The sequence below is a fragment of the Mucilaginibacter sp. OK268 genome (assembly GCF_900103125.1).
Classification (GTDB): Bacteria; Bacteroidota; Bacteroidia; order Sphingobacteriales; family Sphingobacteriaceae; genus Mucilaginibacter.
In genome coordinates this window covers 153,522-168,904 of sequence record NZ_FNJV01000010.1, presented here as the reverse complement: position 1 = coordinate 168,904, position 15,383 = coordinate 153,522, and the positions used below count along the sequence as shown (strand labels likewise).

The 15,383-nt window shown below is 43.2% G+C and carries 12 protein-coding genes; 8 read left to right on the top strand and 4 right to left on the bottom strand.

Translation table 11 applies throughout. The features are described 5' to 3' along the window. Positions 1–2: 2 nt before the first annotated feature. On the bottom strand, positions 3–779 hold the full coding sequence (locus BLR84_RS25170) for an NUDIX hydrolase (RefSeq protein ID WP_090473027.1): 777 nt from the start codon (positions 777–779) through the stop codon (positions 3–5). A 120-nt stretch (positions 780–899) separates the two neighbouring features. Between BLR84_RS25170 and BLR84_RS25165 the strand changes: the two genes are divergently transcribed. The 6 genes from BLR84_RS25165 to BLR84_RS25140 all read left to right on the top strand — a co-directional run bounded on the left by BLR84_RS25165 (position 900) and on the right by BLR84_RS25140 (position 10,235). Beyond that, complete coding sequence (locus tag BLR84_RS25165) at positions 900–3,404, top strand: glycoside hydrolase family 2 TIM barrel-domain containing protein (RefSeq protein WP_090473026.1); 2,505 nt, start codon at positions 900–902, stop codon at positions 3,402–3,404. Positions 3,405–3,423: 19 nt separating this feature from the next. Next, positions 3,424–3,801 (top strand): hypothetical protein, encoded by a 378-nt coding sequence (locus BLR84_RS25160; RefSeq protein WP_090473025.1) that lies wholly within the window; start codon positions 3,424–3,426, stop codon positions 3,799–3,801. 35 nt (positions 3,802–3,836) lie between these two features. Then, the gene (locus BLR84_RS25155; RefSeq protein ID WP_090473024.1) at positions 3,837–6,146 is read left to right on the top strand and encodes a beta-glucosidase family protein; all 2,310 of its coding nucleotides are present in this window, start codon (positions 3,837–3,839) and stop codon (positions 6,144–6,146) included. Continuing rightward, positions 6,143–8,521 carry a glycoside hydrolase family 3 C-terminal domain-containing protein gene (locus BLR84_RS25150; protein ID WP_255367041.1) on the top strand — a complete coding sequence of 793 codons (2,379 nt, stop codon included), beginning with the start codon at positions 6,143–6,145 and terminating at the stop codon, positions 8,519–8,521. The genes BLR84_RS25155 and BLR84_RS25150 overlap by 4 nt, the downstream gene beginning before the upstream one ends. Before the next feature lie 5 nt (positions 8,522–8,526). Continuing rightward, positions 8,527–9,327, top strand: coding sequence for an SDR family NAD(P)-dependent oxidoreductase (locus BLR84_RS25145; RefSeq protein WP_090473023.1), 801 nt, complete (start codon positions 8,527–8,529; stop codon positions 9,325–9,327). 128 nt (positions 9,328–9,455) lie between these two features. Next, complete coding sequence (locus BLR84_RS25140) at positions 9,456–10,235, top strand: DUF3667 domain-containing protein (protein ID WP_090473022.1); 780 nt, start codon at positions 9,456–9,458, stop codon at positions 10,233–10,235. A 779-nt stretch (positions 10,236–11,014) separates the two neighbouring features. Here the strand turns inward: BLR84_RS25140 and BLR84_RS25135 are convergent. Continuing rightward, complete coding sequence (locus BLR84_RS25135) at positions 11,015–11,269, bottom strand: hypothetical protein (RefSeq protein ID WP_090473021.1); 255 nt, start codon at positions 11,267–11,269, stop codon at positions 11,015–11,017. Positions 11,270–11,537: 268 nt separating this feature from the next. Between BLR84_RS25135 and BLR84_RS25130 the strand changes: the two genes are divergently transcribed. Continuing rightward, complete coding sequence (locus tag BLR84_RS25130) at positions 11,538–11,825, top strand: hypothetical protein (protein WP_090473020.1); 288 nt, start codon at positions 11,538–11,540, stop codon at positions 11,823–11,825. 25 nt (positions 11,826–11,850) lie between these two features. Here the strand turns inward: BLR84_RS25130 and BLR84_RS25125 are convergent, their stop codons facing one another. Together BLR84_RS25125 and BLR84_RS25120 are read right to left on the bottom strand one after the other, a co-directional pair. Continuing rightward, complete coding sequence (locus BLR84_RS25125; protein ID WP_090473019.1) at positions 11,851–12,123, bottom strand: DUF7825 domain-containing protein; 273 nt, start codon at positions 12,121–12,123, stop codon at positions 11,851–11,853. 71 nt (positions 12,124–12,194) lie between these two features. Continuing rightward, a complete protein-coding gene (locus tag BLR84_RS25120; protein WP_090473018.1) occupies positions 12,195–13,697 on the bottom strand; it encodes an RtcB family protein in 1,503 nt (500 codons plus the stop codon). Positions 13,698–13,943: 246 nt separating this feature from the next. Here BLR84_RS25120 and BLR84_RS25115 point away from each other — a divergent pair, with 246 nt between their 5' ends. Beyond that, entirely contained in the window at positions 13,944–14,987 is a 1,044-nt protein-coding gene (locus tag BLR84_RS25115) for a helix-turn-helix transcriptional regulator (RefSeq protein ID WP_090473017.1), read from the top strand. Positions 14,988–15,383: the final 396 nt, after the last annotated feature.

Below are 15,383 nucleotides of genomic sequence, written 5' to 3'. Positions count from 1 at the left end.
CTTTAAAACACCAACGCCACTCCGCTTTTTAGACCTTCCTGATAGCGTTCCTTATCAAACTTGTAAAGGAAGGGCGACCTATGCCTTCCTATTTTGCGGGTTTCGTCTAATTTAGTAACGATTTTAGTCAGCAACAGTTTTTTGGTGAAGTTACGATCATCAAGTGATTTACCCAATATGGTTTCATAAAGGCTGTGGATCTCGGGTAAGGTGAATTTCTCCGGTAATAACTCGTAGCCGATTGGAAAGTGGGCAATGTGCAACCGCAAAGCAGATAATGCTTCATTGATGATATGCCCGTGATCAAACATCATGGGCGGCAGTTCATTAACCGGCCACCATCTGGAATCTGCTTCCAGTTCGCCTTTCGTGGATTCTACTTTCGAAAATTCGGTAAGCGTGTAGAACGCTACGGAAACAAAATAGTCAAAGATCCATGAATCCGCCGGAAGGTCAAACCCTGTTATTTTCTTAATATATTGGGGTGTAAAGCCATTATCGATTACACGCTGAGGGTTCCCGAATGAACCGAATTGCTTCAGGTAAAGGCCTTTGATACCAGTGCGGTCAAAAGCAATTCTGCTGGCGGCATCTTCGATGGACTCTGTTTTTTTGATGTATCCACCCGTCACTGTCCATTTTTCTAAGGTGTAAGGCTGTTGCAGCAATACTTTCAATTCTTTTTCGTGATACCCCAAAATTACATTGTCTACAGCTACGTTCTTGAGGAATTGGTCGGAATATTCGGAGAAACTGGCGAAGCCTGGGGGTATAATCATGATTCAAATTTGCTTTCCAAAGATACAAAAGTTATTAATTCCGTTAAAAATACGGAATTAATTTGGATATATGAAGGCGCCACCATATCTTTATTCCGTTTTTAATACGGAATAAAAATTATGAAAAGCATTCAATTCTTTTTTATCTTACTTGCCTTGCTTTTGTCAGTTGGAATTACCCGTGCTCAGGACAGCGGTGAGATATCATTTGACAACAATTGGCGTTTCAGAAAAGACACCTTAAATGGTGCACAAAATCCGGAGTTTAACGATTCGGGTTGGCGTATTTTAAACTTGCCGCACGACTGGAGCATTGAGGATCTACCAAATCAAAAAGAAGGTGAAGTTCAGGGGCCTTTTACCAAAACGTCTGTGGGCAAAGCCGCGACAGGATTTACCGAAGGTGGGACCGGCTGGTATCGTAAAACTTTTACTTTAAACAATAATTACAAAGGAAAAAAAACATACATCCTGTTTGACGGCGTCTACATGGATGCTGACGTCTGGATCAACGGTCACCATTTAGGCAATCATCCGTACGGCTATACGTCATTTTATTATGACCTTACTAATTATTTAACAACCAATGGCAAATCAAATGTAATTGCCGTACGGGTTAAGAATTTAGGTAAGAACAGCCGCTGGTATTCAGGCTCGGGTATTTATCGTCACGTCTGGTTGTTGGCTGTCAATCCAATCCATACAAAGCTTTGGGGGAATTATATTACGACACCCGAAGTCTTAAAGGATAAGGCAACAGTAAAAGTTCAAACTTCGATAGAAAACAAATCATTAAAGCAAAAGACAGTAATTGTAAAACTCGATCTGCTTAATCCTTCAGGCCAGGTTGTGGCTTCACGAAAAATGCCTCTGACCGTCCCGGCTGATAGCAGCGCTGATTTAACTCAAAAATTGATCGTTATCGATCCAAAACTGTGGGGATTGGATAATCCGGTATTATATAAGGCCAGGGTAACGCTGACCGCGGACAACAAAACAATCGATCAAACGATCACGCCTTTCGGTATTCGCAGCCTGCAATTTGACGGGCAAAAGGGCATCCTGCTTAACGGACAAGTGATAAAATTGAAAGGCGGATGCATTCATCATGATCTCGGCCCTTTGGGAGCAGCCAGTTTTGACCGTGCTGAAGAAAGAAAAATAGAACTGATAAAAAACGCTGGGTACAACTCAATTCGCCTGAGTCATAACCCGGCTTCATCAGCATTACTTAATGCCTGTGACCGCCTGGGCATATTGATACTCGACGAAGCCTTTGATATGTGGGAACTACCAAAAAATGCACAGGATTATCACCTTTATTTCAAAGATTGGTCGCAAAAGGATTTGGCCTCCATGGTACTACGTGACAGGAACCATCCATCAGTGATGATGTGGAGCATTGGTAATGAAATTTATGAAGCCCCTGACTCATCGGGCATTCAAAATGCAAAGCGACTTTCAAATGAAGTCAGAAGACTTGATCCAACAAGGCCAGTTACTGATGCCATCGTTTTCCTACCACCCTACACCAAAAAACCGTGGAAGGATTATGAGGCGCACGTAGCCAACCTCGATATTGATGGCTACAATTACTTCCTTGACCCATCTATTTATTTTCAAAGGGACAGCGCGACCCTCCACAGGTTCGAGACCGAACGGGCCAAACACCCCAATAAGTTGTATATGTCAACAGAATATCTTCCAAATGCAGCATTGGAAAACTGGAATGCGACTGAAAAATATCCCTGGTTCTTGGGCGGGTTTTGCTGGACGGCTATGGATTATATAGGTGAGGCCGGAATAGGTAAATCGATATTGGTTCCTGAATCTCAAAAGCTATCAAAGGGTCTGATGGGTATGGGCTTGTTCTACCGCAACAATTGGCCGATATTTAACGCCTACTGCGGCGATCTTGATCTGATTGGCGACCGCAAAGCGGAGTCCTATTATAAGAATGTAGTATGGCGCAACAGCCCGATAGAACTTCTGGTGCACCGCCCGATTCCTGAGGGACAGAAGGAAGTGATAGCAACCTGGGGCATGTCGGACGAAATCAAATCATGGACCTGGCCCGGCCAGGAGGGTAAGAAAATGCAGGTTGACGTATATACGCGTAGTAAAACCGTAAAACTTGAACTAAACGGAAAAGTGATCGCCGAGCAGACTGTTCCTGAAGGATCGATTACAGCGACCTTCCAGGTCGAGTATGAGCCCGGAACATTGGCAGCTAAAAGTTATGACAATGGAAAGGAAACCGGTTCAAGCGTATTATCGACCACTGGCAAACCAACTGCAATCCGGCTTATTGCTGATCGTAAAATAATAAAGTCAAATCAGAACGACCTTTCATTTATAAGTGTCCAGATTGTTGACAGCAAAGGCAATGTTGTTCCGTCAGTGGATGACACAGAAATCAATTTTAAACTTTCAGGTAATGCGACGATTGCTGCTGTTGGGAATGGTAATCCATCGGATATGTCCAGTTTTCAGCAGCCGCATAAAAAGGCTTACCAGGGCAGAGCACAGGTGATCCTTAAGTCATCATCGAAACGAGGCCTTGCGACTTTAACAGCCTCGGCTCCAGGACTAAAAGAAAATACTATTCAAATGCAAATCAATTAAACATAAAAAAATAAAAATCATGAAAAAGCTAAGCTTAATTTTTACCGTTATTATCGGACTATTTCTATCCTTGAATGTAAAGGCTCAAACCACCCCCGATTACTATCCTGGCAAATGGAATATACTTGTGACGGGTACTCCCAATGGTGATTCTAAGATGACTTTCATTCTCGAAAGGAAGGATGGCAAGTTAACCGGCGCTGTACAAGATTCAACAGGTAAGGAATTAACTAAAATTACTTCTATAGAAGAGAAAGATAAAACCATAACAGCGGCGTTCACCATCCAGAGCTATGATGTTACACTTTCGCTTGATCCGGTAGATGACGACCATGTAAAAGGCAGTTTGATGGGCATGTTCGATGCTAAAGGAGTACGTGTAAAGGAAAATAAATAACCTGAATAATTTAACCGTATTCCTAAGTAGTTAACATGAAGACTGTACAGTTTCGTCAACGTATTGCCGTTGCCTTTTTATTGGTTGGCCATACCGCATTTTCACAGGAAAAGTTACCCCAACTGGGTCATGCCCCGGTTAGCGAGATCGTTAAGTTAATGACACTTAAGGAAAAAGCGTCTGTAGTCGCCGGAACCGGCATGCGCTTCCAGGGCCACGGCGCTGTCATTGGAGAAGCAGACGGACGTGTGCCGGGCGCTGCCGGAAATACCATGAGCATTAATCGTTTCGGCATTCCGGGTACGGTTCTTTCTGACGGGCCTGCCGGAGTACGTATCGATCCTTTTCATAAAGGTGATAGTACGAAATCTTATTATGCGACGGCCTGGCCGGTTGGCACCTTACTGGCTTCTTCATGGGACACGGCTTTGGTTAAAAAGGTTGGTGTAGGATTTGGTAATGAAATTAAAGAATATGGCGTAGATGTGATCCTGGCACCAGGTATGAACATTCAGCGCAACCCATTGAATGGCCGCAACTTCGAATATTTTTCGGAGGACCCCTATGTTTCCGGATATATGGCTGCGGCTATGGTAAATGGCATCCAATCAAACGGGGTAGGAACCTCTATAAAGCATTTCGCAGCTAACAACCAGGAGAGCAACCGTAATGCGGTAAATGCAATCATCAGTGAGCGGGCGCTTAGGGAATTATACTTGCGCAGTTTTGAGATCGCTGTTAAGCGGTCGCAGCCTATGACGGTGATGAGTTCCTATAATAAGATCAATGGAACGTATACTTCTGAAAGCAATGACTTACTGACCAAGATACTGCGTGAAGAATGGGGATTTAAAGGCATGGTAATGACGGACTGGTTCGGCGGTAAAGATCCCGTTGCTCAAATGAAAGCCGGAAATGACCTGCTTGAACCAGGTACACCGAAACAGCAACAGGCAATTATTGATGCCGTAAAAAATAGAACGTTAGACGTCAAAGTGCTCGATCAAAATGTGGAGCGGGTATTATTGTACATCCTTAAAACACCTTCGTTCAGAAAATATCAATATTCTAACACACCCGATCTTAAGTCACACGCAACCTTATCCAGGAATGCGGCAGCAGATGGCATGGTACTATTAAAAAATGACAATTCCGCTCTTCCGCTAAACAAAGGCCAGAAAGTGGCATTGTTTGGGATCGGATCTTACAAACCGGTGATTGGTGGAACAGGAAGCGGAGCCGTCGTGGTAGCTTACACTGTTGCTCTTGAAAAAGGTCTTTCCCAAATCGGCTATGTGCCCGATACGGCTTTGAAAAAGATTTACGTTACCCAGATCAAAGGTGACCTGAAAACGCACCCCGAAAAAAACATGGTATTAGGTAGCCCGCATTTGGTGCCGGAGCCTGAATTAAGAGCGACAGATATCAGCGCAGCAGCAGACCAGGATGATATCGGTATTTTTACCATCAGGCGGAACGCCGGTGAAGGCGCTGACCGAAAAGTGGAAGATTTTTATCTTTCAGAAGCCGAGAAAACACAACTAAAAGCTGTGGATAATGCTTTCCACGCCAAAGGGAAAAAGCTGATAGTTGTATTGAATATTGGTGGCGCCATAGAAATGGAAAGCTGGAGCAAAAATGTTGATGCCATTTTATTAGCCTGGCAACCCGGACTGGAAGCAGGAAACGCTATTGCCGATGTTTTGAGCGGAGCGGTTGGTCCATCAGGCAAGCTGGCAACAACTTTCCCGGTTAAATATGAAGATGAGCCATCTGCAAAAAGTTTTCCGGGTACACCCGCTAACCGCCCGACTGAAAGTATATACGACGAAGGAATATATGTTGGCTACCGGTATTTTAATACATTCAGCGTAAAGACCTCGTATCCGTTTGGCTATGGCCTAAGCTATACCAGATTTGCCTACAGTAGTCTAAAATTGAGTGCGGCTACCTTCAGCAAAAAACTAACTGCAACAGTTACCGTCACCAATTCCGGAAAAGTTGCAGGTAAAGAGGTTGTGCAGCTTTATTTAAGCGCCCCGAATAAAACGCTTGACAAACCTTCAGAGGAATTGAAGGGGTTTGGCAAAACAGGGTTACTTCAGCCTGGAGCATCACAAACACTCACTTTTACAATTGATCCTAAAAATCTTGCTTCTTTTAATACTGAAAAGTCAAGCTGGATAGCTGATGCCGGAAAGTATACCGTAAAGATCGGGGCTTCGAGCGAGGATATCAGAATGACTAAGCCATTTGCATTAGCTAAAACCTTGATTGTTGAAAAGGATCATCAAGCAATTGTTCCACAGGTCACCATCAATGAATTAAAAAAACTGACAAAATGATGCCATCAAAAAAAATATCACCCAATATCCTCTTGTTTTTATGCGTCTGCGGATTCTCGTTATCAGTTCGGGGACAGCAATCGACAAAGTTGCCACAGTTGGGAAAGTCTTCTGTAAAGGAAGTGATTGCCGCTATGACGCTTGAGGAAAAAGCCTCGTTGGTTGTGGGTGGAGGACTCAATATCCCTCCTGCGATGAGAAAGAATAAAATGTTTGCTGGCATGGTTGCACAGCCGGGTACTTTAGCAGCAAATACGGTTAATCCCGTACCGGGTACCGCCGGAAACACGATTGCGATACCAAGGCTGGGCATACCCTGTATCGTGGTAAACGATGGCCCGGCAGGCTTACGCATGATAGGGGGCTTTGGGGGGCAGAAGTATGAATGCACGGCGTTCCCGGTAGGTACGCTGTTAGCATCAAGTTGGGATAAAGACCTGATTTTTAAGACCGGGCAAGCGTATGGCAATGACGTATTGGAATATGGGGTCGATATATTGCTCGCACCTGGCATGAACATACAGCGAAATCCGTTATGCGGCAGGAATTTCGAATACTATTCTGAAGATCCATTGTTATCAGGCACCATAGCTGCCGCCATGGTAAACGGCATACAGTCGCAGGGTGTAGGCGTATCCATAAAACATTTTGCTGCGAACAATCAGGAGACAGACCGTCAAACCGTAAATACGACTGTAAGCCAACGGGCACTTCGCGAGATATATCTTGAAGGTTTCAGGGTCGCATCCAGGGAATCACACCCATGGACCGTCATGTCCTCCTACAATTTACTAAACGGAAAATACACATCCGAAAACTACGATCTGCTAACTACAGTATTAAGAAAAGAGTGGGGCTACAACGGGCTTGTGATGAGCGATTGGGGTGCCGGAAAAGACGCGGTTGCACAGATGAAAGCAGGCAACGATCTGCTGATGCCCGGACCTAACCAGGTTAGCACCATAATACAAGCTGTTAAAGATGGCAAATTGGATGAAAAAGTATTAGACAGAAATATTGAAGATATCCTCAATCTTATTCTCAAAACTCCCCGCTTCAAAAATTACAAGTATTCAAATAAGCCTAATACAGTAGCAAATGCTGCAATGTCGCGAAAGGCGGCTACCGAGGGAATGATTTTACTGAAAAACACCGATAGCGCGCTTCCGTTTACCGAAAAAACAAAAAGTGTTGCCTTGTTTGGAAATACTTCATACCAGGCGTACATAGGAGGTTCAGGGAGCGGGTATGTTGCCGTAGCTTATTCTGTAAACTTAATAGATGGGTTAAAAACCGCTGGCTATGTGACCGACGAATCCCTGAATGGAAAATACAAGACCTATATGACGAAAAATGCTCCTAAAGGTGGCGATATGATCGCGAACATAATGGGTGGCAAGAAACGTGCGCCTGAGATGCCTGTAACAGATTCGCTGGCTGAACAAATGGCTGGGAAATACGATATAGCGATTTTTACAGTTGGGCGCAACTCGGGAGAGGGTGAAGACAGAAAGCTGGATAACGATTTTAATCTTTCAGCGATGGAATCAGCTTCGATAAATACTATTTGCAAGGCATTTCATGCCAAAGCGAAAAAGGTTATTGTAGTACTTAATATCGGCGGGGTTATAGAAACAGCAAGTTGGAGAAACAATCCTGATGCCATATTGCTCGCCTGGCAGCCAGGTCTTGAAGCGGGAAACGCTTTAGTAGATTTACTCAGCGGCAAAGTAAATCCTTCCGGTAAACTGGCGCAAACGTTCCCTATATCTTATGCCGATGTTCCATCGGTGAAGAACTTTCCCGGTATTGAAGTAAAAGATGATTCGACCATAAAAAGAAAAGTGGTTTATGAAGAAGGTATTTATGTAGGTTATCGCTACTATAACACCTTTAAGGTGAAACCTGCCTATGAATTTGGCTATGGTTTATCTTATACTAATTTTACCTACAGCAACCTCAAATTGAGTTCAAAATCATTCACCGGCAAGATCGCGATAAGTGTTGACGTAAAAAATACAGGAAAAGTTGCCGGAAAAGAAGTTGTACAGGTTTACCTGAAAGCACCCAAAGGAGACCTGGATAAACCTGCGGAAGAATTGAAGGGGTTTGCTAAAACCGGATTATTAAAACCAGGCGAATTGCAGACACTCACTTTCACTATCAATGCTAAAGACCTTGCTTCGTTCAACACATACCAATCGGCCTGGGTTGCGGATCCGGGACGATATGAAGTAAAGATCGGCGCTTCCAGCGAGGATATTAAACAAACTACGTCGTTTACATTGAATAGAAGAATGATCGTTGAAAAAGTTACCAGGGTGCTGATGCCTCCAATGACCGTTGCTGAACTTAAAAGCAGAAATCAGGAATAACAAAAATGAAAGCTGAGAACAAAACGATAATAGTTACCGGAGGCGGCAGCGGTATGGGCCGCGAACTCGTACTGAACCTGCTGGCAAAAGGTGCAAAAGTAGCTGCGATAGACATCAACGAAAATACTTTGCAGGAAACTGCAGCATTGGCGGGTGACAGGAATGTAAATTTAAGCCTGTTTGTGACCGATATTACCAATAGAACGGGGGTGGAAGGCTTATTAGAGAAAGTGATAAGCAAATTCGGTGCGGTGGACGGTATTATTAACAACGCCGGTATCATTCAGCCGTTTATCAAAGTAAATGACCTCAGCTACGAGGTGATCGAACGGGTGATGAATATCAACTTTTACGGTACACTTTATTTGATCAAGACTTTTCTGCCACACCTGCTTACCAGGCCTGAAGCGCATATTGTCGACATATCCAGCATGGGTGGGTTTTTACCAGTCCCGGGCCAAACCATTTACGGCGCATCCAAGGCAGCTGTAAAATTGCTGACAGAAGGACTTCATTCCGAATTGTCGGGCACGAATGTAAGAGTGACTGTAGTATTTCCCGGCGGTGTCCGCACCAATATCATGTCCAACTCCGGACTTGCCGACCGAATGTCTTCTTCAACCGAAGGGGCTCAAAAGATTCTTTCTGCCGATAAGGCCGCAGCAATGATTATCGCGGGGATGGAGCAAAACCGTTACCGGGTATTAGTGGGCAAGGATGCTAAAATGTTGGACCTCCTTTATCGCTTGAACCCTGCGTATGCGGCAGGACTGATCGCAAAGAAAATGGGTGCATTACTTTCTTGAGAATAAAGATAATTCATATTCGATAATGGATACAAAGAACCGGCGTTTACCGGATGTGACCGTTAATTAACCCAATACAAAATCGTAAGTTTAAGCATTGTTAGCTCAAAGCTGAACAAAGAAAGCAAATGGGAAAAACGCTGAAAAAAACTGCTCATAAAATAAATACTACGATTATTTGCAAAAATTGTGGTGACCAGGTATCGGGCAATTTTTGTAGTAGTTGTGGACAACGGGCAGACACCCACCGACTGAACATGCATTTTATTTTGCATGAGCTGCAACATGGACTGATTCATTTTGATAAAGGGGTTCTGTACACTGCTAAGCAGCTTCTGACAAGACCCGGTCACACTATCCGCGAGTTTTTGGAAGGAAAAAGAGTCAGGCATTTTCAGCCACTATCCTTTGCTATTGTGCTTGCCACTTTTTATGGGTTACTCTGGCATTACTTAATTTTCGACCGGCTTCACGCGAGTCTAATTGACCCCAGAAAGGACATAACAAGGGCTTCCGGGAAAATCATTACCTGGATAACTGAGCATTTTGCTTTTGACGGTCTGATCCTGATCATAACCAGCACCTTGGTTTCCTATGTCATTTTTAAAAAACGGAAATATAATCTTGCAGAACACCTCGTTTTGAATACATACTTAATGGGATTGTTTTTAATTGTTAGCCTACTCGTTTTCCCCCTTGTTTATATTTTCGGTAACGCATTAACTCTCCAATATGGCATAGTTCAACAGTTTTTTTTACTCCTTTTAATGTGCTGGTGTTATTCCCAGTTCTTCAACAATACTTCGAAAGCTAAGATAATCGGCCTCACTTTAGGCTCCTTTTTTATTATTTCGCTTCTAAATCTGACTATTGGATATTTTGCCGGTTGGATTGTAACGCAATTTTAGGGGCAGAAATAAAAAATGAATTATTACAAAACCAACGATAAAAGATTTCTAAAAATGGCTTCAATATTCATTCGGTTTTGTGGCGAAGTGGATCCAAGCGGGATTGATCCCTCTGAATTTCATTTTAGACTCCTGCCGAAATCTGCAGCACCTCAATAGAAGATAATACATCAATAGCCTAAAGGGAGTCGAACACCTAAAACATTGATTAAATCATCTCAGGCCACTTTTTTAGAAAAAAAAATTCCGCTAAAATTTTCGTTAAAATATCGAACACCTTTTTCGAGCTTAAAAGAAGACCTTAATTTTCTGATAGCCAAAAAGTTAACTGCATAAAAAAAGGAAACATACAATTATGTACGTCTCCTTTAGTAGCCCGTAGGGGAATATGGTTAGCCTTGTAACAGGCTTATTTTTAATATCTTATGAAGGCTCAAAACCTTGCTCACCAGCGAACTCACCAATGTGTCCGCTCAATGCAAATCCAGTATAAAGATACAAAAACCAGATTTTACATCCAAATACTTTCCCTTTTATAGGTCAACTAAGATGCGTTTGGATGCCTTCTTCTTGGCCCTGCTCATGACCCTGGTGTAACGCTGTGTTGTTTTCAGATGCCGATGCCCCAGCATCTTGGATATGGTATAAATATCCGTTACCTTAAAGAAACAGCCGACCTATAGGATGTTCTTAAACATCTAACGTTCCACCTAGCGAGGCATACTTTTGCCACAACAGTTACTGATCAATAATATAAATAAAAAAGCTCACTGACTTTCTCATTTTTTCAAGGTCCATTCAATAGAATCAATTTGTAATTTTCCGTTAAAATAGCCCTCAGCCCTGAGCTGGTTTACTCCTTTAACGGGGTTGATATTTTTAAGCACAAGATCGTGTTTGGTTGTACCTGTTTCTGCCTGATTTACTTTTTTACCGTTGAGGTAAAGCGTAACGGATGAGGTATTGGCAAATACTTTCAGCGTAGTTATGGCCCCTATCCGATCCGTATTTCTGCGGCCGCTGATATACAGCACAAGTTCCTGGCTCCAATTGGCTTTGTACCAGTAAAAGGCATTCTTTTTATTTTACGGGCATAAGTAACTAGGCCCTTCATGTTACGGGCAGGCACCCACCTCCGTTGGTAGATGGCACCGAAAAAATCGAAGTTGTAAATTTCGACCCGTAGATATAGGATTTGATACCCGGTGATAAATTGAGCCTTGCTTATTGTAAATTAAGATATCGTTGAAGGCATCATTTACCAATCATGTATTAACTACTTTTGGAGAAAATTAGTATCCAATGAAAACTTTAGCCGAATTTAAACAATCACTAAATTTAGAACAGCCCATTGGCGAACTCTCTGTTCAATTAAGAAGCCTTTGGTATGACGGTAAAGGCGACTGGTATCAAGCGCATGCGCAGGTTGATCATCTAAAAGATCAGGCATCCGCGTGGATACATGCTTATCTGCATCGTAAAGAGGGTGATATTGCAAATGCTGATTATTGGTACAGCAAGGCAGGGCAAATCCGTCCGAACCTGTCTTTGGAAGAGGAATGGGAACAGTTAGTATTTCAATTTCTTTGATGGAGTAAACCTTGTGGTTTCCGAATTATTTCATTTTCTGAATCACTTTCTTTAACGTTTCTGTAGATTCCCAAATATTCAAACGCGCAATAACATGTTCGTTTATAATTGTACTTTTATTGACAGATAAGACCTCTCCATAAATTTCGACTGGCGAAAGTATTAGTGTCGGTGTTAATGATAACATTCGTGAATATGCAACCAATTTAAGAGCCTCTTCAGATTTGGGAGCGAGGAGAAAAAGGGAAGAAGCTCTTGACGCCTTTCTAAGACCAATTTTTGAAACTATTTGATCCATGAATGCTGTTTATCTATTATGTAAATAATGTAAAGTTTAGAAAGAACCTACAAATTCTTTCTAAACTCCCACTAATCCTCCGGCTTCTCCCGCGCATCTGCCATCCTCACAATCCTCGGCTCAAACTTGGCCAATACTTCAACCAGGTCGCTTTGCGCAGCCATCACGGTGTGAATATCCTTGTAGGCCATCGGCGCTTCGTCCATATCGCTGCCCATTAGGGTGATGCGTTTATCTACCAAATTGGCGGCAATCAAAGCTTTATCTAATGTTTTAAAGGCTGCACTACGGCTCATGGCCCTGCCTGCACCATGACTGGCGGAGTTAATGCTGGCCGCGTCGCCTTTACCACGTACCAAGAAGCCGGGCGTACTCATGCTGCCGGGGATAATACCTAACACGCCTTCGCCGGCCGGGGTGGCACCTTTACGGTGTACCATTACTTCGGTGCCGTCGGCCAGTTGCTCTTTCCAGGCAAAGTTGTGGTGGTTCTCTATCCTGCTGATAGGTTTAACACCCAACGCACGGGCAATTTTATTATGGATCTCATGGTGATTGGCGCTGGCATATTCGCCGGCCAGGTTCATGGCAATCCAGTATTCCTGGCCTTCGTCTTTATCCAGATCTAACCAGGCCAAATGTTTGGCTTCGGCAGGGAGTTTAGTTTTGGTCATCGCGATACGGCTGTAATGGTCGGCCACGGTACCTCCAAAGCCACGAGAGCCAGAATGAGAAAGCAAGGCCAAATATTTACCGGTCGGGATCTCGGCTAAAGCCCCTTCGGTAATGTCCAGTTCGCCCCACTCCACAAAGTGGTTGCCGGTTCCACTGGTTCCTAATTGCGCGTATGCTTTATCTTTAAGAGAGCGGATCACCTTGGTTTCGCCCCAGGTTTTGCTGTCAAACAAGGAGCTATCAAAGTACGATTTGGTTGTACAGCCCATCCCAAAGTAGGTGTTATCAACCAATATATTTTTCAGTTTGTCGGTTTCGGTATCAATAGCTTCGGCAGGCAAATCGAAAATGCTTAAACACATGCGGCAGGCAATATCCACACCCACTGCAAAGGGGATAATAGTATTAGCCGTAGTAGCCAACACTCCGCCAATAGGCAGGCCGTAACCCTGGTGTGCGTCAGGCATTAAAGCCCCGGCAACGGCTATGGGTAATTGCACTGCTGTACGCATCTGCGCTAAAGCACCTACCTCAATATTTGCTAATCCCCATACTGGGAAGTCGGCAATCTCTTCTTTCAGCTTAAAATTGCTGCGTTCTTGCTTTACAAATTTGCCTTCTTTACGCATAGCAATTACGTCTTCGGCCAGGTTTTTAAACTTGCCACCTTTCTTTAAGGCGTAAGGCATCGGGTCGTCAATCAAGGCTTCTAAATTGGCCAGTATTTCGGGCTTAGCCATTACGTTGTGTTTAAGCAAACCATTAGCCACGCGACTAAAGTTTACCAATACTTCCACATCATTAATACCTAATGCCTTTAACTCGTTGTTGCCTATTTTTTGCTTTTGCCCCCCAGCCCCCTGAAGGGGGAGTATTTCGGTGCTATTTTGCTTTCTCATAAACGTGAGCTTGTAATTTAACAATTTTAAAAGTCTCCGGGCCCAAACCCCTCTCCCCGGATCGGGAGAGGGGGCGTTTGTGAACGAGTTTAGCCTTTCGACAGTACAAAGAGAAACACCAAGTGCGCAGCGTATTTGCGCAGTAAGAATATTTTTTTAATCTTTAATCAGAATTTTAAGATTCACAGAATATTAGTTGTGGTTTTAGCATTCTGAAAATTCTTTAATCCTGCAAATTCTGATCCCATGCCTGTTAACCGCAACGCCCTTATCCGCTACCGCACCATTGACCAATGCCTGCAAAACCGTTTTAAGAAATGGACCCTGGACGATTTGATAGATGCCTGTAGTGATGCCATTTACGAATACCAGGGTATTGATACGGGTGTGAGCCGCCGCACCGTACAGGCCGATATGGAAATGATGCGCAGCAATAAGCTGGGCTACGAAGCGCCGATCGTAGTGGTTGATAAAAAGTATTATACGTACAGCGATAAGAATTATAGCATTACCAACAGCCCGCTAAATCAACAGGACATGCAGGTATTGAGCGAGGTATCTGACCTGCTGAAACAGTTTAAAGGTTTCAGCCACTTTACCGATCTGAATGAAATGGTAAGTAAACTAGAGGACAAGATATATACTCAAAAAACGCAAAGCGCGCCGGTAATTGATTTTGAGAAGAATGATAACCTGAAAGGCTTGGAATGGATAGAAGTGATCCGTAAGTATATTGTGGCCAAAAAAACCATGTGCGTAACCTATCAATCATTCAAAGCGCGAGAGGCCAGTACGTTTTGCTTTAGCGGGTACTTGCTTAAAGAATATCGCAATCGTTGGTTTGTGTTGGGCATATCACACCAGCGCTATAAACCGTTGCTTAATTTGGCATTGGACAGGATACAAACCATTACCGCGCACGATGATGATTATATTGAGAACACCATTATCGATTTTTCAACCTATTATAACGACGTAATTGGCGTAACCAAATCACCCGGTCAGCGCGATGTGGAAGTAGTGTTTTGGATTGATGCTAAAAATGCGCCCTATGTGATAACCAAGCCTTTGCACCACACCCAAAAGTTATTAAGTGAAAATGATAAGGGTAAAATATTTAGCATCCGTGTAATTATGAATTTTGAGCTGGAGCGTGAGTTATTGGGCTTCGGAGCAAAGCTTCGGGTGCTTGGCCCAAGGATATTGGTTAAACAAATCAAAAAACAGTTGTATGAAACTTTGGAGAGTTATAAAGTGCCGGAAGAAAAAGAGATTAACCCTGAAAGCTGATTAAAAGCTGGGGTAACTTATTATGGTCTTTCCGGCTTATTGCAGAATATACTAGTAGATAAACAAGATTTTCTAACGCCAACTCGTTTTAGACGGCAGCGTAGGGAATACCCTCACTCTAATATAGATCTCATTTTCAGCACATTATATTAAAAAACTCTCTCGGCTTACTGATAACTCCATGTCGTTTTTTTCAGCGCTGCATGGCAAAGTATCGTTGAATTCTAATAAATTTTAATGATTGATTTCGGTAGCCTTTGGAGAACGAGATCTAAGTTGGACGGGACTCGAACGGAGTCCAGTACTATCCTTATTTTCAATAATTTACAAATTTGTATTCGTGAGGACTCCCGAACTTTTCACAAATAATTTGATATCGTTTGATTCCTAATGACT

Coding starts and splice junctions, on each gene's coding strand:
- BLR84_RS25170 (WP_090473027.1), bottom strand. CDS start 779: ATGATTATACCCCCAGGCTTCGCCAGTTTCTCCGAATATTCCGACCAA.
- BLR84_RS25165 (WP_090473026.1), top strand. CDS start 900: ATGAAAAGCATTCAATTCTTTTTTATCTTACTTGCCTTGCTTTTGTCA.
- BLR84_RS25160 (WP_090473025.1), top strand. CDS start 3,424: ATGAAAAAGCTAAGCTTAATTTTTACCGTTATTATCGGACTATTTCTA.
- BLR84_RS25155 (WP_090473024.1), top strand. CDS start 3,837: ATGAAGACTGTACAGTTTCGTCAACGTATTGCCGTTGCCTTTTTATTG.
- BLR84_RS25150 (WP_255367041.1), top strand. CDS start 6,143: ATGATGCCATCAAAAAAAATATCACCCAATATCCTCTTGTTTTTATGC.
- BLR84_RS25145 (WP_090473023.1), top strand. CDS start 8,527: ATGAAAGCTGAGAACAAAACGATAATAGTTACCGGAGGCGGCAGCGGT.
- BLR84_RS25140 (WP_090473022.1), top strand. CDS start 9,456: ATGGGAAAAACGCTGAAAAAAACTGCTCATAAAATAAATACTACGATT.
- BLR84_RS25130 (WP_090473020.1), top strand. CDS start 11,538: ATGAAAACTTTAGCCGAATTTAAACAATCACTAAATTTAGAACAGCCC.
- BLR84_RS25125 (WP_090473019.1), bottom strand. CDS start 12,123: ATGGATCAAATAGTTTCAAAAATTGGTCTTAGAAAGGCGTCAAGAGCT.
- BLR84_RS25120 (WP_090473018.1), bottom strand. CDS start 13,697: ATGAGAAAGCAAAATAGCACCGAAATACTCCCCCTTCAGGGGGCTGGG.
- BLR84_RS25115 (WP_090473017.1), top strand. CDS start 13,944: ATGCCTGTTAACCGCAACGCCCTTATCCGCTACCGCACCATTGACCAA.